At 61.5% G+C, this 26337-nt stretch carries 25 protein-coding genes; 15 read left to right on the top strand and 10 right to left on the bottom strand.

The genetic code is table 11. The annotated features are described in order from the left end of the window. Positions 1-49 precede the first annotated feature (49 nt). The 7 genes from ATY75_RS30175 to ligD all read left to right on the top strand — a co-directional run bounded on the left by ATY75_RS30175 (position 50) and on the right by ligD (position 8392). Positions 50-1501, top strand: coding sequence for a sugar ABC transporter ATP-binding protein (locus ATY75_RS30175; RefSeq protein ID WP_088940292.1), 1452 nt, complete (start codon positions 50-52; stop codon positions 1499-1501). Further along, the gene (locus tag ATY75_RS30180; RefSeq protein ID WP_065092798.1) at positions 1498-2445 is read left to right on the top strand and encodes an ABC transporter permease; all 948 of its coding nucleotides are present in this window, start codon (positions 1498-1500) and stop codon (positions 2443-2445) included. The genes ATY75_RS30175 and ATY75_RS30180 overlap by 4 nt, the downstream gene beginning before the upstream one ends. Beyond that, positions 2442-3392 (top strand): ABC transporter permease, encoded by a 951-nt coding sequence (locus ATY75_RS30185; protein WP_088940293.1) that lies wholly within the window; start codon positions 2442-2444, stop codon positions 3390-3392. Before ATY75_RS30180 ends, ATY75_RS30185 begins: the two co-directional genes overlap by 4 nt. A 14-nt stretch (positions 3393-3406) precedes the next feature. Beyond that, the gene (locus ATY75_RS30190; protein ID WP_088940294.1) at positions 3407-4321 is read left to right on the top strand and encodes an SMP-30/gluconolactonase/LRE family protein; all 915 of its coding nucleotides are present in this window, start codon (positions 3407-3409) and stop codon (positions 4319-4321) included. 286 nt (positions 4322-4607) lie between these two features. After that, positions 4608-5792, top strand: coding sequence for an MFS transporter (locus ATY75_RS30195; RefSeq protein WP_088940295.1), 1185 nt, complete (start codon positions 4608-4610; stop codon positions 5790-5792). A 206-nt stretch (positions 5793-5998) separates the two neighbouring features. Beyond that, the gene (locus ATY75_RS30200; protein WP_088940384.1) at positions 5999-7204 is read left to right on the top strand and encodes an MFS transporter; all 1206 of its coding nucleotides are present in this window, start codon (positions 5999-6001) and stop codon (positions 7202-7204) included. A gap of 132 nt (positions 7205-7336) precedes the next feature. Next, positions 7337-8392, top strand: a complete 1056-nt coding sequence (gene ligD, locus ATY75_RS30205) for a non-homologous end-joining DNA ligase (RefSeq protein ID WP_088940296.1) — start codon at positions 7337-7339, stop codon at positions 8390-8392. Positions 8393-8412: 20 nt separating this feature from the next. On the opposite strand, the gene ATY75_RS30210 is transcribed toward ligD, so the two are convergent. From ATY75_RS30210 to ATY75_RS30235, 6 genes are read right to left on the bottom strand one after another with little or no spacing between them, the layout of a single operon-like run. After that, positions 8413-8721: a YciI family protein gene (locus ATY75_RS30210; RefSeq protein ID WP_088940297.1), complete on the bottom strand. Its 309-nt coding sequence runs from the start codon at positions 8719-8721 to the stop codon at positions 8413-8415. Beyond that, the gene (locus ATY75_RS30215; protein WP_088940298.1) at positions 8718-9566 is read right to left on the bottom strand and encodes a dioxygenase; all 849 of its coding nucleotides are present in this window, start codon (positions 9564-9566) and stop codon (positions 8718-8720) included. Before ATY75_RS30215 ends, ATY75_RS30210 begins: the two co-directional genes overlap by 4 nt. Before the next feature lie 20 nt (positions 9567-9586). Next, positions 9587-10645 carry a maleylacetate reductase gene (locus ATY75_RS30220; protein WP_088940299.1) on the bottom strand — a complete coding sequence of 353 codons (1059 nt, stop codon included), beginning with the start codon at positions 10643-10645 and terminating at the stop codon, positions 9587-9589. Between the two features lies 1 nt (position 10646). After that, a complete protein-coding gene (gene tsdA / locus ATY75_RS30225; protein ID WP_088940300.1) occupies positions 10647-11627 on the bottom strand; it encodes a gamma-resorcylate decarboxylase in 981 nt (326 codons plus the stop codon). A gap of 46 nt (positions 11628-11673) precedes the next feature. Beyond that, on the bottom strand, positions 11674-12906 hold the full coding sequence (locus tag ATY75_RS30230; protein WP_088940301.1) for a flavin-dependent monooxygenase: 1233 nt from the start codon (positions 12904-12906) through the stop codon (positions 11674-11676). A gap of 10 nt (positions 12907-12916) precedes the next feature. Next, positions 12917-13456, bottom strand: a complete 540-nt coding sequence (locus tag ATY75_RS30235; RefSeq protein WP_088940302.1) for a flavin reductase family protein — start codon at positions 13454-13456, stop codon at positions 12917-12919. A gap of 200 nt (positions 13457-13656) precedes the next feature. Here ATY75_RS30235 and ATY75_RS30240 point away from each other — a divergent pair, with 200 nt between their 5' ends. Next, complete coding sequence (locus ATY75_RS30240) at positions 13657-14109, top strand: MarR family transcriptional regulator (protein ID WP_088940303.1); 453 nt, start codon at positions 13657-13659, stop codon at positions 14107-14109. Positions 14110-14292: 183 nt separating this feature from the next. Next, complete coding sequence (locus ATY75_RS30245; protein ID WP_190241454.1) at positions 14293-15588, top strand: aromatic acid/H+ symport family MFS transporter; 1296 nt, start codon at positions 14293-14295, stop codon at positions 15586-15588. Positions 15589-15735: 147 nt separating this feature from the next. Here ATY75_RS30245 and ATY75_RS30250 read toward each other — a convergent pair whose 3' ends face one another. Both ATY75_RS30250 and ATY75_RS30255 read right to left on the bottom strand, forming a co-directional pair. Beyond that, positions 15736-16446, bottom strand: a complete 711-nt coding sequence (locus tag ATY75_RS30250) for a ribonuclease activity regulator RraA (protein ID WP_088940305.1) — start codon at positions 16444-16446, stop codon at positions 15736-15738. A gap of 60 nt (positions 16447-16506) precedes the next feature. Further along, positions 16507-17301, bottom strand: a complete 795-nt coding sequence (locus tag ATY75_RS30255) for an IclR family transcriptional regulator (protein WP_088940306.1) — start codon at positions 17299-17301, stop codon at positions 16507-16509. A gap of 210 nt (positions 17302-17511) precedes the next feature. On the opposite strand from ATY75_RS30255, the gene ATY75_RS30260 reads away from it, so the two are divergent. The 6 genes from ATY75_RS30260 (at position 17512) to ATY75_RS30285 (ending at position 25369) form a co-directional block, all read left to right on the top strand. Beyond that, positions 17512-19026, top strand: a complete 1515-nt coding sequence (locus ATY75_RS30260; RefSeq protein WP_088940307.1) for an ABC transporter substrate-binding protein — start codon at positions 17512-17514, stop codon at positions 19024-19026. Positions 19027-19066: 40 nt separating this feature from the next. After that, positions 19067-19987 carry an ABC transporter permease gene (locus tag ATY75_RS30265; RefSeq protein WP_064843475.1) on the top strand — a complete coding sequence of 307 codons (921 nt, stop codon included), beginning with the start codon at positions 19067-19069 and terminating at the stop codon, positions 19985-19987. Continuing rightward, positions 19984-20901, top strand: coding sequence for an ABC transporter permease (locus ATY75_RS30270; RefSeq protein WP_064843479.1), 918 nt, complete (start codon positions 19984-19986; stop codon positions 20899-20901). The genes ATY75_RS30265 and ATY75_RS30270 overlap by 4 nt, the downstream gene beginning before the upstream one ends. Next, positions 20901-21872, top strand: a complete 972-nt coding sequence (locus tag ATY75_RS30275; protein WP_088940308.1) for an ABC transporter ATP-binding protein — start codon at positions 20901-20903, stop codon at positions 21870-21872. Before ATY75_RS30270 ends, ATY75_RS30275 begins: the two co-directional genes overlap by 1 nt. Beyond that, complete coding sequence (locus tag ATY75_RS30280) at positions 21869-22864, top strand: oligopeptide/dipeptide ABC transporter ATP-binding protein (RefSeq protein WP_088940309.1); 996 nt, start codon at positions 21869-21871, stop codon at positions 22862-22864. The genes ATY75_RS30275 and ATY75_RS30280 overlap by 4 nt, the downstream gene beginning before the upstream one ends. A gap of 459 nt (positions 22865-23323) precedes the next feature. Then, on the top strand, positions 23324-25369 hold the full coding sequence (locus tag ATY75_RS30285; protein WP_088940310.1) for a flotillin family protein: 2046 nt from the start codon (positions 23324-23326) through the stop codon (positions 25367-25369). Positions 25370-25411: 42 nt separating this feature from the next. On the opposite strand, the gene ATY75_RS30290 is transcribed toward ATY75_RS30285, so the two are convergent. Beyond that, complete coding sequence (locus tag ATY75_RS30290; protein WP_088940385.1) at positions 25412-25693, bottom strand: hypothetical protein; 282 nt, start codon at positions 25691-25693, stop codon at positions 25412-25414. A 170-nt stretch (positions 25694-25863) separates the two neighbouring features. Next, the gene (locus ATY75_RS30295) at positions 25864-26328 is read right to left on the bottom strand and encodes an NUDIX domain-containing protein (protein WP_088940311.1); all 465 of its coding nucleotides are present in this window, start codon (positions 26326-26328) and stop codon (positions 25864-25866) included. Between the last annotated feature and the right edge of the window lie 9 nt (positions 26329-26337).

Genomic DNA, 26337 nt, shown 5'->3' on the forward strand with positions numbered 1-26337 from the left:
CCGCAAATGGCGGCGCGGCATTCTTTGTGAAGCAGATGTGGCGGGCAGGATGAATGAGGTTTTGAAGGCGGTGATCGCCGTCGATGGCGCCAAGGTCAGCTTCGGCGCGGTCAGAGCGCTCGACGGCGTCACGCTCCGAGTCATGCCGGGCGAATGCGTCGGGCTGGTCGGCCACAATGGCGCCGGTAAATCCACGATCGTCAGCGTGATCAACGGCGGCCTGACGCCGCATGAAGGCAGTGTGGCGAGCGACGGCGAGCGGCTGGAACGCTATGGGATCAACGCGGCGCGGGCCCGCGGGGTGCGCTGCGTCTTCCAGGAGCTTTCGCTCTGCCCCAATCTTTCCATCGTCGAAAACACCCGCATCATGCATCGCCATCTCGGCGGTTTCGGCTGGCGTAGGCGCGCCGCTGGAATCATCGAGAAGAGCCTTGATGCCGTCTTTCCCGGCCATGGCATCGACAGCAGCCGGGCCGTGGGCGATCTGTCGATCGCCGAGCGGCAGATGGTCGAGATTGCTATGGCTTTTTCCGATGCCGGCGTTGCGCCGCGGTTGGTGATCCTCGACGAGCCGACCTCGTCGCTCGATGCAAGCCTTGCCCGCCAGATGCTCGATCATGTCCGCCGCTTCGTTGCCGTCGGCGGCTCCGTCATCTTCATCTCGCATATCCTGCACGAGATCCTCGAAACCTCCGACCGCATCGTCGTCATGAAGGACGGCCGCATCGTCGCCGAGCGCCCAGCGCCAGGCTTCGACCATCACGGTCTCGTCGAAGCGATGGGCACCGTTGCGAAGGAGGAGACGGCGCAGCGCTCGACGCGCGACCAATCCACCGCTCCGCTCATTCTGTCTCATCAGACGAAAGGCCTTCCCTTCACGGCGCTAAAGGGTGAGATCATCGCACTGGCGGGACTGGCGGGACACGGGCAGACCGAATTGCTGCTCGCCCTGCATGCCGCGCAGTCTAGCAACTGGCTGCCCGAGCGCGATCCGCTCGTCACCTTCGTTGCCGGCGACCGCCGCCTCAACGGCGTCTTCGAACTCTGGAGCATCCTGCGCAATTTCTCGATCGCCTCGCTCGGCGACCTTACCCGGCACGGCCTTATCCTCGCCGATGAAGAGCAGACCAAGGGCGCCGATTGGAAGCGGCGGATCGAGATCCGCACGCCCGATATGGCCAACCGCATCCTATCGCTTTCCGGTGGCAACCAGCAGAAGGTGCTGTTTGCCCGCGCGCTGGCGACGCGCGCGCCTGTCGTCCTGATGGACGATCCGATGCGCGGCGTCGACGTCGGCACCAAGCAGGAGGTATACGCGATCATCCGCGAGGAAGCGGCGTACGGCCGCACCTTCATCTGGTACTCCACTGAGATGGACGAGGTCCGCCTCTGCGACCGCGTCTACGTCTTCCGAGAAGGCCGCATCACCGCCGAACTCGCCGGCGACGCCGTCAACGAGACGAATATCATCGCCGCTTCCTTCGAAGGGGTCGCCGCATGACGTTCCGGCTCTCGTCCGACGCCTTGCGTCTTGCCATCCCCGCTCTGTCGCTGACGCTGCTGCTTGCCGCCGTCTTCTGGCTGCAGCCGCGCGCCATGAGCTATGTCGGGCTCAACCTGCTGTTCAACCTGGCTGTGCCCATCGCGCTTGCGACGATCGCCCAGATGCTGGTGATGGCGGTCAACGATCTCGATCTGTCGATGGGCACCTTCGTCAGCTTCGTCGCCTGCGTCACCGCCACCTTTCTGCGCGATGCGCCGGCGGTCGGCATCCTGATCCTTGCCGGCGCGATCGCCATCTATGCGGGCCTCGGCGTCGTCATCCATCTGCGCAACCTGCCGTCGATCGTCGTGACCCTCGGCATGAGCTTTGTCTGGGGCGGTCTTGCCGTGCTGCTGCTGCCGGCACCGGGCGGCCAGGCGCCCGATTGGGTGCGTTGGCTGATGACCGTCAAGCCGCCGCTGGCGCCGATGGCGATCGTCGCCAGCATCGCCATCGCCGCCGTCGCCCATCTTCTCGTCATGCGCTCCTCGCTCGGCGTGCTGATCCGCGGCATCGGCGGCAACCAGCGCTCGGTCGAGCGCGCCGGCTGGTCGATCGTCGCGGCGCGCGCCGGCGCCTACGGCCTCGCCGGCCTGTTCGCGGTGCTCGCCGGCATCGCCCTCGTCGGCCTGACGACCTCGGCCGATGCTAATATCGCGCTACGCTACACGCTGCTGTCGATCGCCGGCGTCATCCTTGGCGGCGGCGAGTTCATCGGCGGCCGCGTCTCCCCTGTCGGCGCCGTCATCGGCGCGCTGACCCTGACGCTCGCCGGCTCGTTCCTGTCCTTCCTGCGCATCTCGCCGGACTGGCAGATCGGCGCGCAAGGCGCGATCCTGATCATCGTGCTCGCGCTTCGCCTGATGCTCAACCGCCTGGAGAAGCGGGAGAAACGCCGATGACTCCGCTGTTCGGTCTGTTCGGCAAACCCTGGATATGGTCGTGGCTTGCCGCCTTCGCCGTCTGGTTTCTGACCATCATGGTGACGCTCGGCGCCAGCACGCTCGGCTTGTCGCAGGCAGCCCTCACTTTCGCCGCCTTCTCGGTCATCGTCGGTATCGGCCAGATGTTCGTCATCACGCTCGGTCCCGGCAACATCGACCTCTCGGTTCCCGCCACCATGACGCTGGCCGGCACGGTGGCGCTGAAGCTGATGAATGTCGAAAACGGCATGATCCTGCCTGGTCTTCTCATCGCCATCGTCCTCGGCCTTGTCGTCGGCCTCGGCAATTATGCGCTGATCAAGGCGCTGCGCATTCCGCCGATCATCGCCACGCTGTCCATGAGCTTCATCGTCCAGTCCGCGGCGATCTGGACGAACCGCGGATTGCGGATCAAGCCTCCGGGCCTGCTGGCGGAATTCAGCACGTCGAACACGCTCGGCGTGCCGAATGTGGCGATCGTAGCACTCCTCATCTCGCTGCTTGCCTGGTTCCTGCTCGAAAAGACGATCTACGGGCGCTGGATCTCGGCGATCGGCCAGAGCATGCCGGCGGCTCGCATGGCCGGCATACCGGTCGACGGCACGCGTTTCGTCACCTATCTGTTCTGCGCCGTGCTCGCCTCCGTCGCAGGCTATCTGCTCGCCTGTTTTTCCGGCGGCGCAGCGCTCAACATGGGCTCGGAATATCTGTTGATGTCGATCGCCGTCGTCGTGATCGGCGGCACGGCGGTCGCCGGCGGCGATTCCAACGTGCCGGGCATCTGGGGCGCCTCGCTCTTCATGTTCCTGGTCGTCTCCATGCTCAACACCTACGGGGTCGGCGCCGGTATCCGCCTGATCATGACCGGCCTCATCATCATCAGCGTCATCATGCTCGCCGGCGGCCGCCGGGCCGGCATGCGATAAACGGAAAGACCGCCATGGCCGACGCCAGCATCTACGAAATCCACGACCCGCGATTCCGGCAGCTGATCGTGACGAGCGCTAGCCTCGACGAACTCTATTCCGGCTGCCGCTGGGCCGAGGGTCCCGTCTGGTTCAACGATGCGAACCAATTGCTGTGGAGCGATATTCCCAATCAGCGCATGCTGCGATGGACGCCGGAGAGCGGCGTCTCCGTCTATCGCCAACCCTCCAACTTCGCCAACGGCCACACACGCGACCGGCAGGGGCGGCTGATTTCCTGCGAACATGGCATGCGCCGCGTCACGCGCACCGAGGTCGACGGCTCGATTACCGTGCTCGCCGATCGTTTCGAAGGCGCCAGGCTCAATTCGCCGAACGATGTGGTGGTGAAATCCGACGGCACGATCTGGTTCACCGACCCCACCTACGGCATCATGTCGGATTATGAAGGCTATCGCGCCGTGCCGGAGCAGCCGACCCGCAACGTCTACCGGCTCGATCCGGCGACCGGGGGGCTTGCGGCTGTCGCCACCGATTTCATCCAGCCGAACGGCCTTGCCTTCTCACCCGACGAGACCATTCTTTACGTGGCGGATTCGGCGGCAAGCCACGATGAAAGCCTGCCGCGCCATATAAGGGCTTTCGACGTGGCCGACGGCAACAGGCTGACGAATGGCCGGGTCTTCTGCCTGATCGACAGCGGCATTCCGGACGGCATCCGCACCGACGTGACCGGAAACCTCTGGTCGAGTGCTGGTGATGGCGTGCATTGCTTCGATCCTGCCGGCAAACTGATCGGCAAGATCCGCGTGCCGCAAACCGTCGCCAACCTCACCTTCGGTGGTCCCAAGCGCAACCGGCTGTTTATTGCGGCGACACGTTCGATCTATTCGGTCTATGTCGCCGTCAGCGGCGCTCAGCTGCCGTGAGAGCGTGATTCTGCTCGGCGTCTCACTATCGTCGCTGGAGCGGCGGGCCGCTGGAACGGAGCCGCAGTTGCGGTTGGCGCTTAGACCGCCAGCATCGGCCAGGCAGAAGCGCCCGCATGGCGCTTGATCCGGAACGTCCCCGCCGGCAGCGGTCGCAGGAAGCCAACCGCCTTCGCTTGCTCCGTCGCATCTCCTCAGAATAAGGTTTTGATCTCCGCCCCTGTGAGTTAGACATCACAAATCCAAAAGCGCGCGTTCGACTTCGAGCGTCAATCGGAGTTGCATCATGAAAATCGCGCCGCAACAGCGGATCTATGTCTGCTTCTTTCTCTTCGCCGTGTCGCTGGGGGCGCTGTTGTCGAGGATGCCGGATTTGCAGGTTGCGCTTGGCGTCGACAAGTCCGAGCTTGGGTTGATGTTGATAGGGGCTGCGATCGGCGCCTTGATTTCGTTGACTTTGTCTTCGCCCGTGATCGCCCGGCTTGGCGCGCGGACAACGGCATTCATTACTGTTCTTGGCACGTCTGCGCTGCTGTCGCTGGTGCCGTGGATTGGGGCGGCGCCGGTCGTGTTCTGTGTGCTTTTCGTCGAGGGGATGCTCGCCGGGGCGCTGGAGATCAATCTCAATGTCGAGATTGATCGCATCGAAGCACAGCTAGGACGCGGCGTGATGAACAGGGCGCATGGTTTCTGGAGCCTCGGCTTCTTTGTCACGGCGCTTGTCTCCTCAGTCGTCCGCCAAGCCGGTATTTCGATGCAACTCCATCTCGCCGTGACCTTTGCCGCGGTGCTTGTGCTCGGCGTCTGGGTGATTTCAGGCATGCGCAATGCGCCCGCGCGGTCCCCGTTGAATGAAGGCAAGGCGCCACTGGTGGCGCTTCCCACCCGGAGCCTCATGCCGCTCTGCGTGATCGGCATCGCGGCCTTTCTCGTCGAAGGTGCAGGGATCGACTGGTCGGCGATCTATATGCGCGACGTGTTTTCAGTCGAGCCCTTCATTGGCGGGCTAGGATTGACGCTCTTTACTTTCTGCATGGCACTGGCGCGCCTGTTCGTCGATCCGCTGGTCGATCGGTTTGGCCCGCGGGCCGTCGCCACGATGTTGCTTGTCCTTTCGGCGATCGGCATTTGCGCCGTCTGGGGCGCTCCGCATGCCTATGTGGCACTGGCGGGCTTTGCCTTGATGGGCGCCGGCTGCAGCGCGGTCTATCCTCTCGCCGTCTCGGCGGCGGCCCAGCGCACAGATCGCGCGGCGCATCTCAACGTCGCCGCCCTTGGCCAGATGACCTTCGTCGCCTTCTTCCTGGCGCCGCCGCTGCTCGGTTTCATTGCCGAACATGCGGGCATCAGGACATCCTATCTCGTCTGCCTTCCGTTGATCATGTACGCGCTCTTTTCGGTCAAGGCGCTTGCTCAGCGCCGGGCGGGCTGCGACGGCAGCGTTGCGAGCGTTCGGAGCGTCAACGGGTGATCGATCGAGCTGGCTGTTTCGGCGGCGCGATCGGTTCAGCGAAAAGCATAGGCGAGCACGCCGTAGCGCGTGCTCTGCGCTCCCTTAGCTTGTATAGGTTTTAGGCAGCTGGCGTCGCAGATCCGACAGTGCGCCGGCTGCCGATGCTAGATGATCATCGCGTCGAGCGGGAGCGCGAACACGGTTGCCAACAGAGGTCGATCATCATGACTAGCGTCCGTATCCATGATAACGTCCTCGTCGCCGTCATGATTGCCTGCGTCGGCACGTGTTACGGATTCGGCCTCAGCCTTTTTCCTCAAATCATCCCCGATATGCGGAAAGATCTTGCCTTCGACTATGCCTTCGTCGGCACGGTCACCGGCCTGGTGCAGTTCTCCACAGTGGCATTCGCCGTGCTCGGTACCTGGCTCGTCCATCGCATCGGCGCCGCACGGACGGTGGTGGCGTCCGTGTCGCTCTGCGGGCTCTGCCTGTCGAGCATCCCCATCAACGACAATCTCTATGTGGTTGCCGGCCTGTTGATGGTCGCCGGCGCGACTGGCGCATCGACTTTCGTGCCGATGATTAATCTTGCCTCGCGGGTGGTGAGAGCAGAACAGCGCGGCTTTGCCATGAGCCTGATCTCCAGCGCCCCGGCCTTTGGCGTCCTCATCAACAGCGCACTCGTGGCGGCATACGCCGGAAGCGGTCACTGGCAGATGGTCTGGTTCCTCACAGGCGCGGCCACGATCGCACTGGCCGTTGTCACCCACATTCTCTTCGGGCGGGCCGGCCTCTTCGACAACGGGACAAGTCACGAAACGCTGGCGCCAACTGCCGGCGGTTCAGCAAGCCTGCGCTCCATCATGCCATGGGTGACGCTGATCTTCGCGCTCGGCTTCATCAACGGCCTGATGCCATATCCTTATCTCACCTATCTCTCGCCGTTTCTGCGCGAGGAACTCGGCTACTCCGTCGGCTTTGCCTCATGGCTCTGGGCAACGATCGGGGCGGTGGGGATCAGCGCAGGCTTCGCCATTGGCACAATATCGTCGCGTCTCGGATCGCGCTATGCCATGCTTACCTGTTACTCAAGCTTCCTCGCCGCCGGCGCCCTCGTCGTTCTCGATCCCTCGATGGAACTCTCGATCCTGTCCGGCATCTTCTTTTCGCTGGGCTTTTATCCGATCTATGGCTTGCTGCCGGCCTACGTCTCACATCGCGCCACGCCCCGCGTCGCGGTGACTGTCTTAGGCATCTGCACCGTGTTCCAAGGCATCGGCGGCACGACTGGGAATTTCTTTGGCGGCGTGATCAAGACATTGACTGAGAGTTTCAGCGGCATCTATGTCGCCGTTGCAGTTACGGCCGCCGTCGCCGCGGCGATGACGATCTCTCTGCCGAAGGACCGGAGTGTGCAGGCCGTGTAGCGTCTGCGGCGCCAGGCTATGGTTCTTGCCGAAATACTCGCCGGACCTACATCCGATTGAGCAGAGTGGGAAAGGCGACATCGTGTTTGGAGAAGAGCCTGAAAACCAGTCCGGGAAGGACAGACAACGATCATGACGCGCTCGCGCCGCCCCTCATTGCCATTCCTCAACGAGTCCAACACGACGCTGCAGTCTCGTCCGATCCGCAAGCGCGATCCCGACCAGCCAAGCCTTCCCTTCGATCCGATGTCGGCAAGGATCGAGCCCTGCCTGGCGCTGTTGAAACCCACCGTGCCGGTGGGGCCGGATTGGCTCTACGAGGTGAAGTGGGATGGCTACCGGCTGGCGATCCACATCGAGCCGAAGGGCGTTCGTGTCCTCACCCGCGGCGGCCATGACTGGACGCACCGCTTTCCCACCATCGCCGCGGCCGCCAAAGAACTCGGCGTGGCCACCGCCATACTGGACGGGGAAGCGGTGGTTCTCGACGAGCACGGCCGATCGGATTTCGGCGCGCTGCAACGGTCGCTCGGCGGTCGCGGCGGCAAGCGGGTTTCGACCGAGTCCATTTTTTACGCCTTCGACCTTTTGTATCTGGACGGCCATGACCTCACAGGCACCGAGCTTGCCGTGCGCCGGCACCTTCTTGAAGACCTGATACCGGAGGGCGACAATGCAACGATCCACTTTTCCGAAGAAATAGACCTGCCACCAGAAGAGCTGCTCGAGCACGCCTGCCATCATGGGCTGGAAGGCATTATCGCCAAGCATCGCGACCGGCCCTACGGCAGCGGCCGCACCGGCGACTGGCTGAAGATCAAGTGCGTCGAGAGCGAGAGCTTCATGATCGTCGGTTACGAACAATCGGCATCCGCTCGCGGCGGTATCGGCAGCCTGCTGCTCGCCGGCAAGAAGGGTTTCGACTGGATTTCCGTCGGGTCGGTCGGAACCGGTTTCAGCGCTGGGGATGCCGAGCAGCTGAAAAAGACGCTCGACCGGTTGAAGACGAGCCGGCCGGCCGTTCCGCTGAAGGGAAAACGCTACGTCTTCGTGCAGCCGACCCTCATCGCCGAGATCGAGTTTCGCGGCTGGACGGCTGACGGCAGTCTCCGCCATGCGTCGTATAAGGGGCTGCGCGAGATTCAGGACAATGCCGCGGTATTCGATATGACCGGCTTCGGCAGTTGAGGTCGGCGATCGTCAGGTTTTCAGCCGCCGTCGGAGAGCCTTTCCAATAGAAGCCCCAGCGTGGGCCGCCATTCGAAGATCTCGACGCTCGCGTAAACACCGGAGCGGACGAAGGGATCTCCTGTGCTGAAGGCCTCAAACTCGGCGAGTGTCTCGACCTCCGCGATCACGAGGGCGGTTGAACCCCTGCCCTCCGCCGGCAGCGCGGAAGGGCCTGAAAGCAGGATGCGGACCGCTGCGCCTTGCAGATAGGCCTTGTGTTCCTCGAGCAATCGCGAGCGTTCTGCGGCCTTGCCGGGGTCGGATACCGCATGGCGGGCAACGATCATCGTCTGTCCTCCACTGGCGTCAGCACGAAATCGAAGTCGGAGCGCCAGATGGTCGGACGATCTATGCGCTCGAAAGGCGCGACAAGGCTGTGTTTTACGCCAAACACCGTATCGGATTCCAGATAGGGATCGTCGCCGACGAACGTGTGGGTTACGAGCTTCTGATAACCCGGAGCCGTGATCAGGTAATGGGTGTGGGCGGGACGGTAGGGATGGCGGCCGAGGGAGGCCAGCATCTGGCCGACCGGGCCGTCATCCGGGATCGGATAGGAGACCGGTTTGATGCCGACGAAACTATAGGCGCCATCGGCGCCGGTGACGAAAATGCCCCGGTTGTTCCATTTCGGCTGGATATCCGGCTGCTGGACGTCGTAGAAACCGTCGGCATTATCCGACCAGACATCGATCCGGGCTCCCTCGATCGGATTGCCGTTAAGATCGAGCACCCGCCCGATGAACAGACAACTCTCGCCCTTGCCGTCGAGCGAGATGTTTTCACCCATATGCCGCATGGGCGCCCCTTCGACATGGAACGGCCCGAACACGGTATTCTCCGTCGCGCCCGGCGGACGCCGGTTGTTGATCGCATCAATCAGCATCGAGAAACCCAGCGTATCGCTGAGCAGGATGAACTCCTGTCGCTCGTCATGACAGAGATGGCCGGTTCGGGTCAGGAAGCCGATGGCCAACGCCCATTCCTCCTGGCTCAGGCTGATATCCCTGGCAAAAGCATGCAGATGCTTGACCAGCGACGCCATGATTTCGGCCAGGCGCGGATTGATGTCCCGCCCCATGCGCGCGTTGACGGCTTCCACCGATCTCTCTTCGCTGAAATATTCAGGCACGTGGCCATCCTCCTGAAGCGTTAACGCGGCCGCGCGCCCTCCCAGGCGCTCTGCAACAAAGCCCGGATCGCTTTTCCTTCGATCGGACGCGGGTTCCAATAGGGATTCCGGGCGGCGATTTCCGCCGCGCGGTCCAGATCGGCCTCCTTCATGCCGAGATCTCGCAGCGCCAGGGGGGCGCCGATCGAAGCGGCAAAATCATAAAGACCGCGGCCGAGCGAGCCGCCGAAAAGCCCGGCGGCAGGCCTTAGCGCATCCGTTGCGGCTGCGGCGTTATAGTCGGCGGAATGGGGAAGAACGACCGCATGGGTTTCGGCATGCGGCAGATCGAAGCTGCCGCCGAGCGTGTGGCAAAGCTTGTGATGCAGGGCCATCCCGACCGTTCCGAGCACGGTGCCGCACAGCCAGGACCCGTAAAGCGCTTCGCTTCGCGCTTCGATGTCCCGAGGGGCTTGGACGATCTGAGGCAGAGCGTGCTTCAGCGCCCGCAGGCCCTCGATCGCCATCATTGACGAGATTGGATTGCGGTCCTCTGCGTAGAGACCTTCGACCGCATGCGCCATTGCATTGAGCCCGCTGCTGACGCTGATCTCGACCGGCAGGCCCAATGTCAGTTCAGGATCGTAGATCACCACCTCGGGCAGGATGCCCGCTCCACGCACTGTCGTCTTCTGGCCGTTCTCCGTCTGGCCGAGGATCGGTGTGACCTCCGAGCCCGCATAAGTCGTCGCGACCACGATCTGCGGCGCGTCGTTGCGATAGGCGATTGCCTTGCCGAGCCCGATCGTCGATCCGCCGCCGATCGCGACGACGCAATCGGCGCCTGCTTGGTTGTATCTAGCCATCGCACGTTCGGTCACATCGACCGGCGTATGCATCGCCGCTTCGTGGAACAGTCCCGCCGCGAGCGGGCCGAGGGAGGCAGCGATGCGTTCTGCCTCTAGCTTCTGGTGTGGGGTCGAAAGGATCAGGGCGCGTTTGCCGCCCTGCGTTGCCACCGCCTCGGCGAGACGGCTCAGCGAGCCGCTCCCGAAGATGATCTCAGCCGCGCTGGCCGTGTATCTGAAAGGTGCGACCATGCTATCGATCGAGTTTGAACAGTGAAACCGCATTGGTGCGACCGATCTTCAGCCGGTCGGCTTCGGAAATGGTGGCGCTGTCGAACCAGTTTGCAGCGTGGTCGATGTTTTCGAATGGCCAGTCTGTCGAAAACAGAATTCTGTCCGCGCCGATTTCCAGCATAGCATCGATCAGCGATTGCGTGCGGAAATTCCCCGACGTCGTGATGTAGAAATTCTCGTTGAAATAATCGGCAATCGGGCGTTTGGCCGGATAGTTCTTTTCCACCTTGACCCAGGCATTCCGGTTGTCGATGCGCCACATCATGAATGGCAGCCCCTCGCCCATGTGGCCGACGATGATCCGCAAAGCCGGATGTTCGTCGAACAGGCCGGATCCCATCAGGCGCAGCGCATGAACAGCGGTCTCCTGCGCGAACGCCCATGTCGGGCCCATCAGCCAGGAGTGGCCGGCATAGATCCGGCTATCCTGCGGCAGCGGGTTGCGCGGATGCAGATAGAAGGGAACGTTGAGTTTTTCGACTTCGGCCCAGAACGGGCGGTATTGCGGCAGGTCGTAATAGAGCGGCGTCGTTCCGTCGCCCTCCTGCGAGAAGCCGTTGACCAGTGCGCCGACGAAGCCCAGCGTCGTTACGCAGCGCTGCAGTTCCTGCGTTGCCGCATCCGGATCCTGCAGGGGCAAAGCGGCAAATCCCAGAAAACGTTTGGGGTTCTTGACGCATTGCTCCGCCAGAAAGTCGTTGGCGCGCCGGGAAATCTCCAGGGCCTTGGCCTTGTCCGGGATCGCCTGCACGGCCGGAGCGTTCAGCGACAGGATCATTTTTTCGATGCCGTGGGCATCCATAAGCCGCAAACGCTTGTCCTGGATATCGAGAAGCCGGGCGGACAGTTCGGTCCAGTAGTCGCCCGGCACGAATCCGGCCGAATCCTGCAGCGTCTCGGGAATGGCGAAATGTTCTTCAAGCGCGATCTTGCCTTGCACGATATGCTCTCTTTCCTGTCTTCGATCGAAACGATGAGGTGGCGGGTCAGAATTGTCCCTTGGGCGGAAGGCCGAGCAGCTGCTGGCCGACCATGGTGCCGACGGCATCCCAGTTCATGGAAATGTGGCGCCCGACGGCATTTGCGTCACGCCAGGCGCGCTGAACCGGGTTGGACATCTGCAGGCCGAGGCCGCCTGTCGATGCATTGAGTGCCTCCACGGCCCGAAGCGCCAGGCTGACCGCAAAGGATTGGCTGCGGCGGGCGAGAATCCGATCTTCCTCGGTGATTTCGGCGGCGCCATCCTCGCGGGCCTGGGCCAATTGCTGCGCCCGGGCAATATCGCGCAGAAGGATTTCGCGGGCGGCGTCGACGGATGCGGAGGCTTCCGCCACGCGAAGCTGGATCGTCGGAAACTCCGCGATCTTGTTGTTGCCACCGGCAACCGCACCCCGTGTCACGCGGGTCCCGATGTGGCCGATATAGCTGTCGAGTGCGCCCTTCGCCGCACCGACGGCGGCGCTGCCGAGGCAGAAGGGAATGCCCATGAGGAGCGGAATGTTGAAAAGGCCGATGCCCTTGTAGCCACGCCCGCCCGGCGTTCTGCCGGAGGTCGCATCCGCAAAGCTCAGCATGCGGTATTCTGGAACGAAGACCTCTTCGAGGATCAGGCTCTTCGAGCCGGTGCCGGCGAGGCCGACGACATCCCAGGTCTCGGCAATGGTATAATCGCCGGCGGGAACCAGAAGAAACGCCGGCACCGGACGCTCCCCCTCGCCTTTCGGCGGAATGATCGCCGCACAGAGCGCCCATCCTGCATTTTCGCATCCGCTGGCAAAGGCCCAGTCGCCGGATAGCCGAAAACCACCCTCGACACGGTCAGCCATGCGGACCGGCGCATAGGAACCGCAGAGCAGCGCATCCGGATTGCCGCCCCACACGTCCTGCTGAACCCTTTCGTCGAACATGGCGAGCAGCCATTGATGCGCGGAAAGCAGGCCGGCCACCCAGCCGGTGGAGGCACAGGCCGACGACAGTTCGATATTGGCATCGACAAGCTCGGCAAACGATCCTTCGGCGCCGCCGAAACGGGCAGGCTTGACGATATCGAAATAGCCGGCCGAGCGCAGCAGATCGATATTGCGGGCCGGCACGCGGCCGGATTTTTCCGTATCGCGCGCACCGGCACGGATTTCGTCCAGCACCGGGATGATGCGATCGGCAAGACATGCGGTCTCGACCCGCGCCGAGGCGGGAAACAGGGCGGCTGTATTGTTCATGGAACGACCTTCAGTTCTGGGATGCGGGAAGCGCGTGCTGTGGCGCGCAATATTTCGAGTTCTCGTACATCAGCGCGACGGTGTCTTGGGAAAGACGAGTATCCACCACCTGCCCGATGAAGATCGTGTGCGTTCCATAAGGGACGACGCCCATGCGGCGGCAGACGACTGAGGCATGGGCGGTGCCCAGCACCATCATGCCGCGCTCATGGCGAACCCAATCGGCAGCGTCGAACCGGCGCTCGGGCGCAATCTTGCCGCTGAAACCTTCCGATACGGCGGCTTGCCTGTCGGTCAGAATGCTGACCGCGAATTCCGGCACTTCAAGCAGCATGTCATGCAGGTAGGTGCGATTGTTCAGGCAGATGAGCAGAGAGGGCGGATCCATCGAAAGCGATGTGACGGCCGTTGCCGTCATTCCATGATCCGCACCGTTGCGACAGGCGGAAATGACCGTCACCGTCGCAGGGAAACGGCGCATGGTCGATCGAAACGCATCGCTGATCGGTGCGGGGGCCGGCGCTATGCCGAGGGCAGCAGTGGCAGACATGATTTCCTCCGTGTCTCCTCGGGCTTCAAATTATTGCATACGCAACTATTGTCAATGCAAATTTATAACTCGGGCGGGAAAATGTCTGGTCTGCCCTGCCGTTCTCGGCGGCTGAAAGCCTATCATGTTGTCATCCCGGCAATTTAAGTGCATGTCGGAGAGAGTCCTCAGTAAGCCGAATCCTGCCAGCAGACAGAGACATGTACAAACTTACCGATTCCGTTCCTTATCTTCTCAACCGCGCCGGCGTGCGGATAGCCGAGGTGTTCTCGCAGAGAATTGCCGAAGACAATCTCAGCGTGGCGATGTACCGGGTTCTGGCCATGCTCAAGGAGCGCCGGGAGAGCACGCTTGGAGATCTCGCCGACGTCGTCTCCGTCGAGATCTCGACGCTGTCACGCCTCGTCGGCACGTTGGCCAAGCGCAAGCTGGTGTCGAGAACACGTCCGGAAGACAATGGCCGTATCGTCATCGTCAGACTGACCCCGCAGGGCGAGGCGCTGACCGAAAAGCTGATGCCGCTTGCCGTGGAGCTTGAACGCACTGCGGTTCAGGGCATGTCGGACGAGGAGGTCGCAGCCCTGAAGAATGCGCTGCGCCGCATGCACGCCAACCTGCCGGCAATATCCCAAAAGGGAAAAGCTGCCGGCTGAGAAGTTTGCAGTTGCAAATATTTTATTCGCAAGTATTTAATAGCGTGTCGTCATTGTCTTGACATCGCCCGCTCGTGGGTAAGTCTGGCGCTGGGAGGAACCACGCCGGCAATGACCGAGGAGGATTTGTACATGGATTGAACGCGGACCTGCCACTGGCAGGAGCGGACTTCCTGTACTCAGATGTATGGGGAGGGAAAATTGGCCATACAAGATCTCGCTATTTTCAAGGAACGCGTTCGCAGCCCGAATATCATCATCGCGCTTTGCGGTCTGCTGATCCTGTTCGACGGCTATGACCTGATCGTTTACGGCGCAGTCGCTCCGGCATTGCTCGCCGAAGCCAGTTGGGGCCTGACGCCCGGCATGGTCGGACGCGCTGCCGCCATCACCCTGTTCGGCATGCTGCTCGGTGCTCTCGTTGCGGGAACGCTCGCTGACAGGATCGGACGCCGCAAGGTCATCATCGGCAGTCTGCTGAGCTTCTCCATCATGATGATCGGCAGCGGACTGGCGCCGAACTTTCCCGTTTTCGAGGGCACACGCTTTCTTGCCGGTCTGGGCCTTGGCGCTCTTTTTCCGACGGTAACCGCATTGATCATCGAGTTTTCTCCGCCGAAGCGGAAGGCGATGGCCTATTCTATTGCGCTTCTCGGTTATCTCGCCGGCGGCATCATTTCGGGCATCCTCGGAATGTTGCTGATACAGAAATACGGATGGCGTCCGCTGATGATCATCGGCGGCGCACCGATCCTGCTTCTGCCTTTCTTCGTCCGCCTCATCCCTGAATCTCCAGAATGGCTGGCAACGAAGAACCGCCAGAGCGAAGCCAACCAGATCGCAGACCAGTACGGACTGCCCAATCCTATCGCCAAGCCTATTGTACAGGTCGGCATCCGGTCGCTGTTTTCCGAAGGTCGCCTGCTGCCGACCTTGAACGCATGGGGCATCCACTTCTGTTCGCTGCTGCTGACATTCGGTATGGTCAACTGGCTTCCGACCATCATGAACAAGATGGGCTATGACCTCGGTTCCGCCCTCCTCTTTTCGGTAACCCTCAATCTCGGAGCCGCAGTCGGCCTGCTGATCGGCGCGAGGATTGCCGACCGCGGCAATGTCAAGATTGTCGTCGCAGGCATGTTTCTGCTCGGAGCCTGCTCGATCTGGCTGCTGACGCAAGTGGATCAGGGCCTGCAGGTCTACGGCCTCGTCGCACTGGCGGGGACGGGAACGATCGGCACGCAAATCCTCGCCAACATTCTCGTTGGAAACCTCTATCCGGTCGAGATCCGTGGAACCGGCCTCGGCTTCTCGCTCGGCATCGGCCGTATCGGCGGCATGATAGGACCGGCCATTGGCGGTGCTGTCCTGGGTGCCGGCCTGGCGCCGCAGTGGAATTTCTACATCTTCGCAACTGTCGGAGCTGTCGGATGCGTCCTTGCGCTCATGACATTGCTCTATCGCAAAAAGGCTGACTGATGGCCGGATTGCCGACAGGCCTGACAGAGCCTGCCGGCAATGCAGATTTCGCCCATCGGGGTTTGAAAGCAGAATATTTTTGACGGCGCCGACGGCAGTCTTATCTTCAATCATGGTCTCGGCGAAATTTGCAGAACCTTGGGCACGCTACCGGGCTTTGCGCCACGCTTCGAACCGCTCCAGTGTCTCCTTGTTCGGCGGATATACGCCCAAAGTCGATTTGCCGGACTCGATTTCCAGCTTGAGGAACTCTTCCTGCTCCTCCATCGCAACCGCTTCGTCGGCGATTTCGTTCACATATACCCGCGGAATGACGATCACGGCTTCGCTGTCGCCGAAAATAATGTCGTCCGGATAAACCGCGACGCCGCCGCAGGCGATCGGCTGGTTCATATCCGACGCGTGGTGCGCGACCAAATTGGCAGGGGCCGCCGGCCCCATGCAATAGGTGGGAAGCCGCAGATGGACAATGTCGGCCGTGTCACGGACGCCCCCGTCCAGCACAAGGCCGGCGCAGCCGCGGTAGACCAACCGACGGGCGAGCATCGCGCCGATGCCCGCAATCTCAGCCACAGAACGGCAATCGAATACGAGAACATGGCCTTCCGGAATCGTATCGATTGCCTTGCGCTGCTGGTTCGACGGATCGGAACTGTAAGTCGATCCGTCGATGTCTTCCCGTGCGGGGATGTAGCGAACGGTAACGGCTGGGCCGATCATCGGTTTGTCGAGCCCCGCGAGCGGTCGGACGCCACGAACCGCAGTGTTCCTCAGTCCGCGCTTCAACAATAATGTGCTGAGGTTCGCCGAATTTGTGCGCAGGAGTTTAGCGTAAACTGATGGGTCCAAAGCCGTCATGAGATCCTCCATATCTGCGGAGAGATCTAACACAAAATTACATTAGTTCAATATAGAAATTTATAATTCGGATTTGGATAGAGGGTGGGCACCGTTGATGGCCCTCGTAAGTGCCGCAGCCCCCTCGACGACCTCGCGCTTGATTGAGCGAGCCCGGTCCGGTGTTGCTTCACCGATAAATGGCACGCTAATCGTCGCCACCAGGCGGCCGCCGGAATCGAATACAGGAGCCGCGATAGCGCGCAAACCGAGATTGGATTCCTGGTTGTCCTCAGCCATGCCATTGCGGCGAATGTCGACGAGCGCCTCCTTCAGCGCCTCCGGGTCGGTGATGGTATAGGGTGTCCTGGCCTCCAGCCCGCCGGCGCAGTAGACTTCGATCTCGTTATAGTCGGAATAAGCAAGAGCAAGTTTCCCGGCGGCTCCGACGTGTTTTCGAGAGCGCCCTCCGACTTTTATGAAAAGGGCGTAATCGCCGGGGCTGGAGGCTGCAAAAATCGTCATCATTTCATTGCCTTCAGGCGCAGCCAGTCGAAAGGATTCGTAAATCCGGTCGGCTGCAGCCGCCAGGATCGGCCTTGCGGTCTCGATCAGCGTCGCCCTGTCCGCGCCAGGCGAAATGCGCCGTGCGAGCTCCACAAATTTGGGCCCAAGTTCGTAGGAGGCCCCGCCCTTCACCCGAGCCACCAGCCCATGCGCGGTTAGCGAGTTGAGGATGCGATAAACCGTCGACCGCGGCACTCCGAGTTGATCTACCAAGGCGCCAAGGGAGATACCCGTCTTGGCATCGGCGACCGCTTCGAGCAGGTGCGCGGTCTTTTCAACAATGGGGGAGCCATGCTTCGGTTCAATCATGAACTATAAAATCCATATCTGAATTAACATCCTTGACTCTGGCGAGCAGGGCGCGCATGCTTCGCCTAAAGTGTCACATTTGACACTAACCGCTTACGGGAGGAAGTAAAGCCATTTGAATGCCCGCTTGTGGCGGTGCCCGGGATGGCTTTCGAAACCTTGGCATCATGGCTGGCTAGATGCTGCTCGCTGGATAGGAGGAGGCTTTCAATGGACGTGACCATGAAGATCAATGTGGTGAGCGCGGGTATAGCGTTGTTGCTGGGTGCTGCGCTCCCAGCATATTCGGCTCCGGACAAGCTGACGGTCGTCGTGACCGACGAGCCCAAGTCGCTCGACCCATGCGATACCGATCTTTCCGGCAACTCCCGCGTGGTGCACAACAATATCACGGAGGCACTCGTCAATCTCAACCCCAAGGACGGGTCGGTGGTTGCGAGCCTCGCCACCGATTGGCGGCAAGTGGACGCACTTACTTGGGAATTCAAGCTGCGCGAAGGTGTGACGTTTCACGATGGCAAGACGTTCGATGCCGACGCGGTTGTTGCGGCTCTTAAGCGGGCGCAGGACCCGCCTCTTGCCTGCGAAGTCGGACTTGCGACGTTGAAGGGCGTCAAGTTTACCGCAGTGGCCGTGAACCCGACTACCGTCCTTATCAAAACAGACGTCGTCGAGCCGATCCTGCCGAACAAGATGTCAGCATTGGACATCGGCTCGCCCGCGACACCAAGCGACGGCAAGACGCGTGCTCCTGCCGGTACCGGCCCCTACCAGCTGACGGCGTGGACGCCCGGACAATCGGTCACGCTTTCAGCCTACGGAGGTTATTGGGGCGAGAAGCCGCCGATCAAGCATGCGACGATCATCTGGCGCGCCGAGTCGGCCGTTCGCGCTGCAATGGTGGATACCGGTGAGGCGCAGATCGCTTATGAAATAGCGCCTCAGGATGGCGCGACGAAACAGGATCACGCCTTCCCGAATGCAGAGACCTCGCTTCTGAGGATCGATGCCCAGATCCCACCCTTCAACGACAAGCGCGTGCGCGAAGCCCTCAATCTGGCGATCGACCGGGATGGGCTTATCGGCACCATTTTTCACGAAAACGCTCAAAAAGCGATGCAGGTCGTGCCGCCGTCGGTATTCGGTTTCAACCCCGATATCCCGGTCTGGACATACGATCCGGAAAAAGCAAAGTCCCTGCTTGCCGCAGCCAAGACGGATGGCGTGCCGGTCGACAAGGAAATCGTCATCTACGGCCGCATCGGCATCTATCCCAACTCGTCGGAAAGCCTGGAAGCCATTCAGGCAATGTTGGCAGATGCCGGCTTCAACGCAAGACTAGAAATGCTGGAGACCAGCCCATGGCTGAAACGGCTGCTGAAGCCGTGGGACAAGGAGCGTCAGCCGTCGATCCTTCAGACGCAGATCGACAATACCGAAGGCGACGCGGTGTTCACGCTGCCGAACCGCTTCACCAGCGATGGCAACCAGTCGACCATCGCGGACGCCAAGCTCGACAAGCTGATTGCCGACGCCGCCAAGGCGACTGGAGATGAGCGCAAGAAACTGTTCCAGGAAGCGTTCAGATACATCGCCGTCGATGCGGTCAACATCGCGCCGCTCTTTCACATGGTCACGATCGCCCGCGTCGCCGAGAACGTGAACTACAGCCTCGATGTGCAGGCCGGCAATGAAATCAAGCTGAAATCGGTCAGCTATCGCTGACCGTCGCCCTGACGGCCTGAACGTCGCCTGAGGAGAGCGGATGTCCTTCATATACTTCCTGAAACGAGCGGGCTTCGCGGCGCTTGCGCTTGCAGCGCTGATGACATCCGCCTTTTTCCTGGTGCGGCTGACGGGGGATCCTGTCGATCTCTACCTGCCGGTCGATGCCTCGGATGCGGCGCGCGAAGCCATGCGCGTCCGTCTCGGCCTCGACGGTTCGCTTCCGGCACAATTCCTTGATTGGGCCTGGGACATCGTCAGACTCGATTTCGGGGTGTCGCTCTGGCACAACCGGCCGGCCATGGATGTGGTATTGGAAGCGCTGCCCAACACGCTGGCGCTCGGCGCCATTGCATTGACCCTGGCCTTCGGCGCCGCTGTCGTCATCGGATCCCTCGCCGCCTTGAATGCCGGCGGCTGGATCGATCGTGGCGTCAACCTGCTGTCGCAGGCCGCCGCCAGCGTGCCGGATTTCTGGCTCGGCCTGATGGGCGTGCTTTTATTCGCGGTCACCTTCCGTCTCTTGCCGACATCGGGCTTCGGCGGCCCGATCTACTGGGTACTGCCGATCGCCTGTCTTTTTGCCAGGCCTTTCGGGACCCTGGTGCAGATTATCCGTGGCTCGATGATCGAAGCGCTGAACGCGACCTTCGTGCGGACCGCACGGGCCAAGGGCGCGCGCGACGGACGAGTTACCTTCGTGCATGCGCTCCGAAACGCTCTCCTGCCCGCGGTCACCGTTACCGGCGACCTTGCCGCTCAGTTTGCCGGCGGCGGCGGCGTCGTTGAGGTGGTCTTCGGGTTTCCGGGGATCGGCAAGCTTCTGATTGACGGCATCCTCAAGCGCGACTTCGCCGTCGTCCAGGCATCGATCTTCGCGGTCGCTGTCGTCATCTTCTTCATCAACATCCTGGTCGACATGCTCTATGCCTCGATCGATCCGCGCGTGAGGGTCGAATGACCGAGGCGTCCGCCGAACTCCTCCCGGTCCGCGAGCGCCGTAGCCGCCGTATCCTGTGGCTCGCGCGCGCGCTCGCGGGTGACCCGATGGCGATGGCTTCAACGATCTGGCTACTGATCGTCATGTTTGCCATCCTCACCGATAGCCTGGAGCTCCTGGGCGAAAACCGCATCTCGCTTAAGGCGCGCAACCTGCCGCCCTTCGACTTCGGCCAGTCCTGGACTTTGTGGTTGGGGGCTGACGCGCTCGGACGGCCGCTCGTTATCCGTCTCATCGAGGCTGCTTCGACGACGATTGGGATCGCCCTCACGACCGTGTTGACGAGCCTGATCGGCGGGACGCTGCTTGGTGTGATTGCGGGTTATTTCGGCGGCATTGTCGGCAATATCATCATGCGGATCTGCGACGTCATCCTCGGCTTCCCAACCCTTCTGGTGGCGCTCTTCGGCCTCTATTTGTTCGGCCCAAGCGTCAGCAATCTAGTGATCGTGCTGGCCGTCACCCGCATGCCGGCTTATGTCCGTGTCGCAAGAGCTGAAACGCTGGAGGTCCGGGAACGGCTTTTCGTCGACGCCGCGCTCGTCTTCGGGGCCGGACCGGCGTGGATCCTGCGCAATCATATCCTGCCGAGCGTCGCTCCCACCATGCTGACACTCGCCTCCGTGAATCTCGCCATGGTTATGCTTTTTGAATCCGGCCTGAGCTATCTTGGCCTCGGCATCCAGCCGCCTGCGGTCAGTTGGGGACTGATGGTAGCCCAGGGCCAGGGATACCTGTCGTCAGCCTGGTGGCTCGGCTTTTTCCCTGGTCTGGCCGTCATGTTCACCACCATGTCGTTCAACCTCCTCGCCAACTGGTTCCGGATCGTCAACGACCCGTCGCAGCACTGGCGGCTTGTGAGCAGGAGGCGTTGATGGCACTTCTTGAGGTCAAGGACCTGCGGGTCAGTTTCGACACGGCGGCCGGGCGCATCCTCGCCCTCAACGGCGTCTCCTTTTCGCTTAACCGCGGCGAGGTTCTGGCGCTTCTGGGTGAGAGCGGCTGCGGAAAATCGGTGACAGCCTCGGCCATCATGGATCTCGTTCCCAATCCTCCGGGGGTGATCGACCATGGGTCGATCTGCTTCGATGGCTCCGAGCTTTTACAGCTCCCGCGGCAGGAGCGACGCGATGTTTGCGGCGACCGGATCGCGCTGATCTTCCAGGATGCGCTTGCGGCGCTCAATCCGGTTTATCCCGTCGGCTGGCAAATCGCCGAAATGTTTCGCATCCATGGCCGCACCCCGGAAGGCGGCGTGGAAAAAGCCGTAATCGATCTCCTGACTGCCATCGGCATTCCTGACGCCGAACGCCGGGCGCGGCAATATCCGCACGAGTTTTCCGGCGGCATGCGTCAGCGCATCATGATCGCAATGGCCGTGGCGCTCGAACCGGACGTCATCATTGCAGACGAGCCGACGACGGCTCTCGACGTGACGATTCAGGCGCAAGTGGTCGATCTTCTGGACGCCATTCGCAAACGCAGCGGTGCCGGCATGATTTTCATCACCCACGACTTGGGGGTCGTAGCAGAACTCGCGGACCGGGTGGCGGTCATGTATGCCGGCCGCATCGTCGAGACCGCAAGCGTCTTCGAACTCTTCGAGAGCGCCAGGCATCCATACAGCGTTGGATTGCTTGCCTCGCAGCCGCGGATGGATACGGACGAGGAGGAACTGGTGCCGATCCCCGGCTCCGCGCCCAATCCTGTCGCCCTCCCCTCCGGCTGTGCATTCAGGACACGCTGTCCGCGCGCAGAGAAACTCTGTTGCGAGGTTGTCCCTCACCTTGAAACCGTGGGAGCGGACCGTCAGGTCGCCTGCCACTTTCCGGTATCGCCAACATGACCGAACCGCTTCTTAAAGTCCAAAATCTCTCCCGGCATTTCGGCGGCGCATCGGCTCCGGTGCGCGCTGTCGATGATGTCAGCTTCGATATTGCAGCGGGGGAGACGTTGGGCCTCGTCGGCGAGAGCGGCTGCGGCAAGACCTCGCTGGTGCGCACGTTGCTGAAGCTCGGACCGGCAACCGGTGGCAGCGCTTTGCTTGACGGCGTCGATATCACCACGAGCAGCGGCCGGCACTTGCACGAGTTGCGCCGCAGGATGCAGGTCGTGTTCCAGGATCCCTACCAGTCGCTCAATCCCCGCATGCGGGTCGACCGACTGATCTCGGAGCCCTGGGCGCTGCACCGTGGTGTCATGCCGAAGGCACGCTGGCGGGAAGAGACAGTCAAGCTGCTGGAATCCGTCGGTCTGCGTGGCGAACATGCGGACCGCTACCCTTCCGAATTTTCAGGTGGCCAGCGGCAGCGTCTCGGTATTGCTCGCGCTCTTGCGCTCAATCCGACGCTCCTCGTCTGCGATGAACCGGTTTCGGCCCTCGACGTTTCCGTCCAGGCGCAGGTCATCAACCTGCTGGCCAAGCTGAAGCGCGAACGCAATCTGACGATGCTTTTCGTCGCGCATGATCTCGCCGTGGTGCGCCATATATCAGACCGCGTCATGGTCATGTATCTTGGCAAGATCATAGAGACCGGGCCGAAGCATTCCATTTTCAGCGCGCCGGCTCATCCTTACACCCAGGCCTTGCTTTCCGCGGTACCGACACCGGATCCAAGGCTTCGCGGGAAGCGCAAACGCATCGTGCTGCAGGGCGAGTTTCCGAGCCCGGTCAACCCGCCCAGCGGATGCCGCTTCCGGACCCGCTGCTGGAAGGCCACATCGATCTGCGCCGAACAGGAACCAATGTTGATGGCGAGGACGCCGGCTCCGGGCCTGCTGACCGCATGCCACCATGCCGATGACCAAATTATCTCCACATCTTGTTCAACTGGATGATTACTGCCTTGAGCGGATCCGAGCCGCAGACATAGTGCGACGGCGAGCGGGACTTCTGTGTGCCGACGAATGTCGTGACCGCTGTGCGAAAAGTCCGGCACCGAAACGAATAAGCTGAAATGCCATACATCAGTAGAATTGAATGCTCGAAATATCGAAATCGTTGAAAGTGCTTGCCTGATTTCTGCATCGAGCATCTTTAAACCTTAAGGCGTAATCCCTACGTCCTTCATCGTCATGTCTATCAAGGCGACACCGATGTAAGATCACTCACGACCACGCCGCCCCTCATTGGGGACTCGGGACGCGCGGTCGTTTTTCCCAGAAATGAGCAGCCAAGCATTCGATACACCCTAGGTGCGTCGAACGAACAGGCGCGCCATCTCCCCGTCTTATCAACCAACACCAACCGGGCAGCCATCGGGTGGAACGAACCCGTGCGCCCATACGAGAGAAAAGATGGATACCTTACAATATCTGAGCCCGATGGGGTGGAAGGCGATCGGAATCGCCGTTGCGCTCATCGTGATGGCAACCCTGTTCCGGTGGAGCGGCGTGATCCGCTATATCCCCAACGACAGGCTCGGCATTCTCGAAAAGCTGTGGAGTTTTCGCGGCTCCGTCGATACTGGCTTCATTGCGCTCTATGGCGAGGCCGGCTTCCAGCCGGAAGTCGTGCGCGGCGGCCTGCATTTCTTCATGCCGTTCCAGTATTCGATGCACCGCGCCAATCTCGTGACCATTCCGCAGGGCCAGATCGGCTATGTCTTCGCCCGCGATGGCGAGCCGTTGCCGCCGACCCAGACGCTTGCCTCGAATGTCGACGCCGATGATTTTCAGGATGTGCGCGGCTTTCTGACAAAGGGCGGCCAGAAGGGGCCGCAGCGCAAGATCCTGCGCGAGGGCACCTATGCCATCAATCTTGCGCAGTTCATCGTGCTGACGGCGCAATCGACCTATGCCGTCAATCTGAACGCTTCGGAACAAAGACTGTTTGCCGACATGTCGACCTTGATCACCGAGCGCAACGGCTTCGAGCCCGTCGTCATTCATGACGCCGAGGACCTGATCGGCGTCGTTACCATCCATGACGGTCCGGCGTTGCCGGATGGCGAGATCATCGCCCCGACCGTTGCCAACAATCCGAAAGATCCGAACTTTCATAACAACTTCCAGGACCCGGAGAAGTTTCTCAATGCCGGCGGTTATCGCGGCCGGCAATTGCAGGTGCTTGCCGACGGCAGTTATTTCCTCAACCGAATCTTCGCGACCGTCGAACTTGTGGAGAAGACGATCATCGACGTCGGCACGGTGGGTGTCGTCGTCTCCTATACCGGGCGGCGAAGCGCCGATATCTCAGGCCAGTCCTATCGCCACGGCGAACTGGTCGAGACGGGCGCGCGCGGTGTCTGGTCGACGCCGCTGCTGCCGGGCAAATATGCGTTCAACACCTATGCCGGCAATATCATCATCGTGCCGACCACCAACTTCGTGCTCAAATGGACGAAGGAACAGTTCGGCGAACACAGGCTGGACGAGAACCTTTCCGAAGTGTCGCTGATCACCAAGGATGCGTTCGAACCGGTGCTGCCGCTCTCGGTCGTCGTGCATATCGACTATATGAAGGCGCCCCTCGTCGTGCAGCGTTTCGGCGATATCAAACGCCTCGTCGAACAGACGCTCGATCCGATGGTCTCGGCCTATTTCAAGAATATCGCCCAGACCAAGACCCTGATCGAACTGCTGCAGGAGCGCAGCGAAATCCAGCGCAAATCCGGCGACGAAATGCGCGAGAAGTTTAACTCCTACAGCCTCGAACTGCAGGAAGTGTTGATCGGCACGCCGCGGGCCAGTAACGGCCAGAACAGCATCGAGCAGATCTTGATCCAGCTGCGCGAGCGTCAGATCGCCGTCGAAAAGGTCGAGACCTACAAATTGCAGGAGGCGGCGGCGATCCAGGAGCGCACATTGCGCGAGAAGGAAGCGCTCGCCGAACAGCAGGCGAAGATCACGACATCGGCGCTCACCATCGAGATCAGCGAGAACGAAGGCAAGGCGCAGCTCGCTCGCACCCGCCAGCAGGCGGAAACCATTCAGGTGACCGCCAAGGCCGAAGCGGAAAAGGTGCGCCTCGCCGGCCTGGGTGAGGCCGACCGGATCAAGTCGATCGCACTTGCCGATGCCGAGCGCATCAAGGCGACCGGTTTGGCGGATGCCCAGAAGGTGCGCGCCGTCGGTCTGGCGGAAGCAGAAGCCACGGAGAAGAAGGTCGCGGCCTTCGGTGGGCCGGATTATCAGCTCCATTCGCAGGTGCTGATGCGTTTTGCCGAGGCGATCGAAAACGGCCGGCTGCCGCTCGTGCCGCAGATCCAGGTCGGCGGCGCCGGTGGCGAAAAAGGCGCCGCCAATGGCCTTGTGGAAATGATGCTGTCGATGCTGGTCGCCGACCGGCTCGGACGGCCGGCTGCACCGGCTGCGGTGCCGGCGCCGATCGAGCAGCAGTGATTGCGGACGGGCCGGCTCTGCCGGCCCGCTATGCGCATGGCGCTAATGAACCATTCCGTCTGGTTTTACCCTGTTGGAAAATTGGTGGACGAGCATGATAGCCTGTTCGAGAAGCAGCTCGGCCGCCCGCAGGTCGCGCGGCGCCAGTTCCCCGGATAGTCCTCGGATCGTATTGGCGATGCAGATGGAGTTGGCGACAAAGCGGGCGTCGCCCGCATCTTCGGCCTCCTCGGCGGTTGCCTCAAGGGCATTGGCGACGGTGTCAAGCAAGCTCGACCGCTCGACAAGCGTCATGTCGTTCAGAGTTTTCGAAATGCCATTCATGATCGTCTCCTCGCGCGTGCCCAAGGCGGGTCGCAGCGCCGATTTTCTCGATTTGAGAGGTGGCTTTGACTGTCAGATAGGGAGGGATTCTTCAGAAGCAACGCATGGCTGCCGCGCATTTCACGCATGCGTGCAGCGAGACGGGCGGCGCATTCACTCATTTTGCCCGATCATGTCTGGCGCATCAGGAGCTCGGCAAGCATCGGTCGCTGCCCTTTCAACAGCTTTGTCTCTGCCTCGGCCGGGGAAAACCAAGCGGCGCGATCAACCTCCGGAAAGCTCTTGACCCGGCCCGATTTCGGCGGCCATTCCATTTGGAATTCAGAGCTTCGTATCGCGTTCACGTCCAATATCGGATCGGCTTCGACCGACCAGACGACGACGATCTTGCCGCCGGGCTGCCGATATTCGCCGAGCGGCGTGAACATGCCGTCGACCGTGACGCCGAGTTCCTCGGCCGTCTCCCTTATTGCCGCCGCCAGTTCATCCTCTTCCGGTTCGACCAATCCCTTCGGGATCGACCAGGCAGCCTCGTCCTTCCGAGCCCAAAAGGGACCGCCCGGATGAACGAGAAGAATTTCGAGGTCCTTGGACGCACGCCGATAGATGAGAAGTCCGGCGCTGCGGATTGCCATCGCATGGTG

The organism is Rhizobium sp. N122, from assembly GCF_002211295.1.
Classification (GTDB): Bacteria; Pseudomonadota; Alphaproteobacteria; order Rhizobiales; family Rhizobiaceae; genus Rhizobium.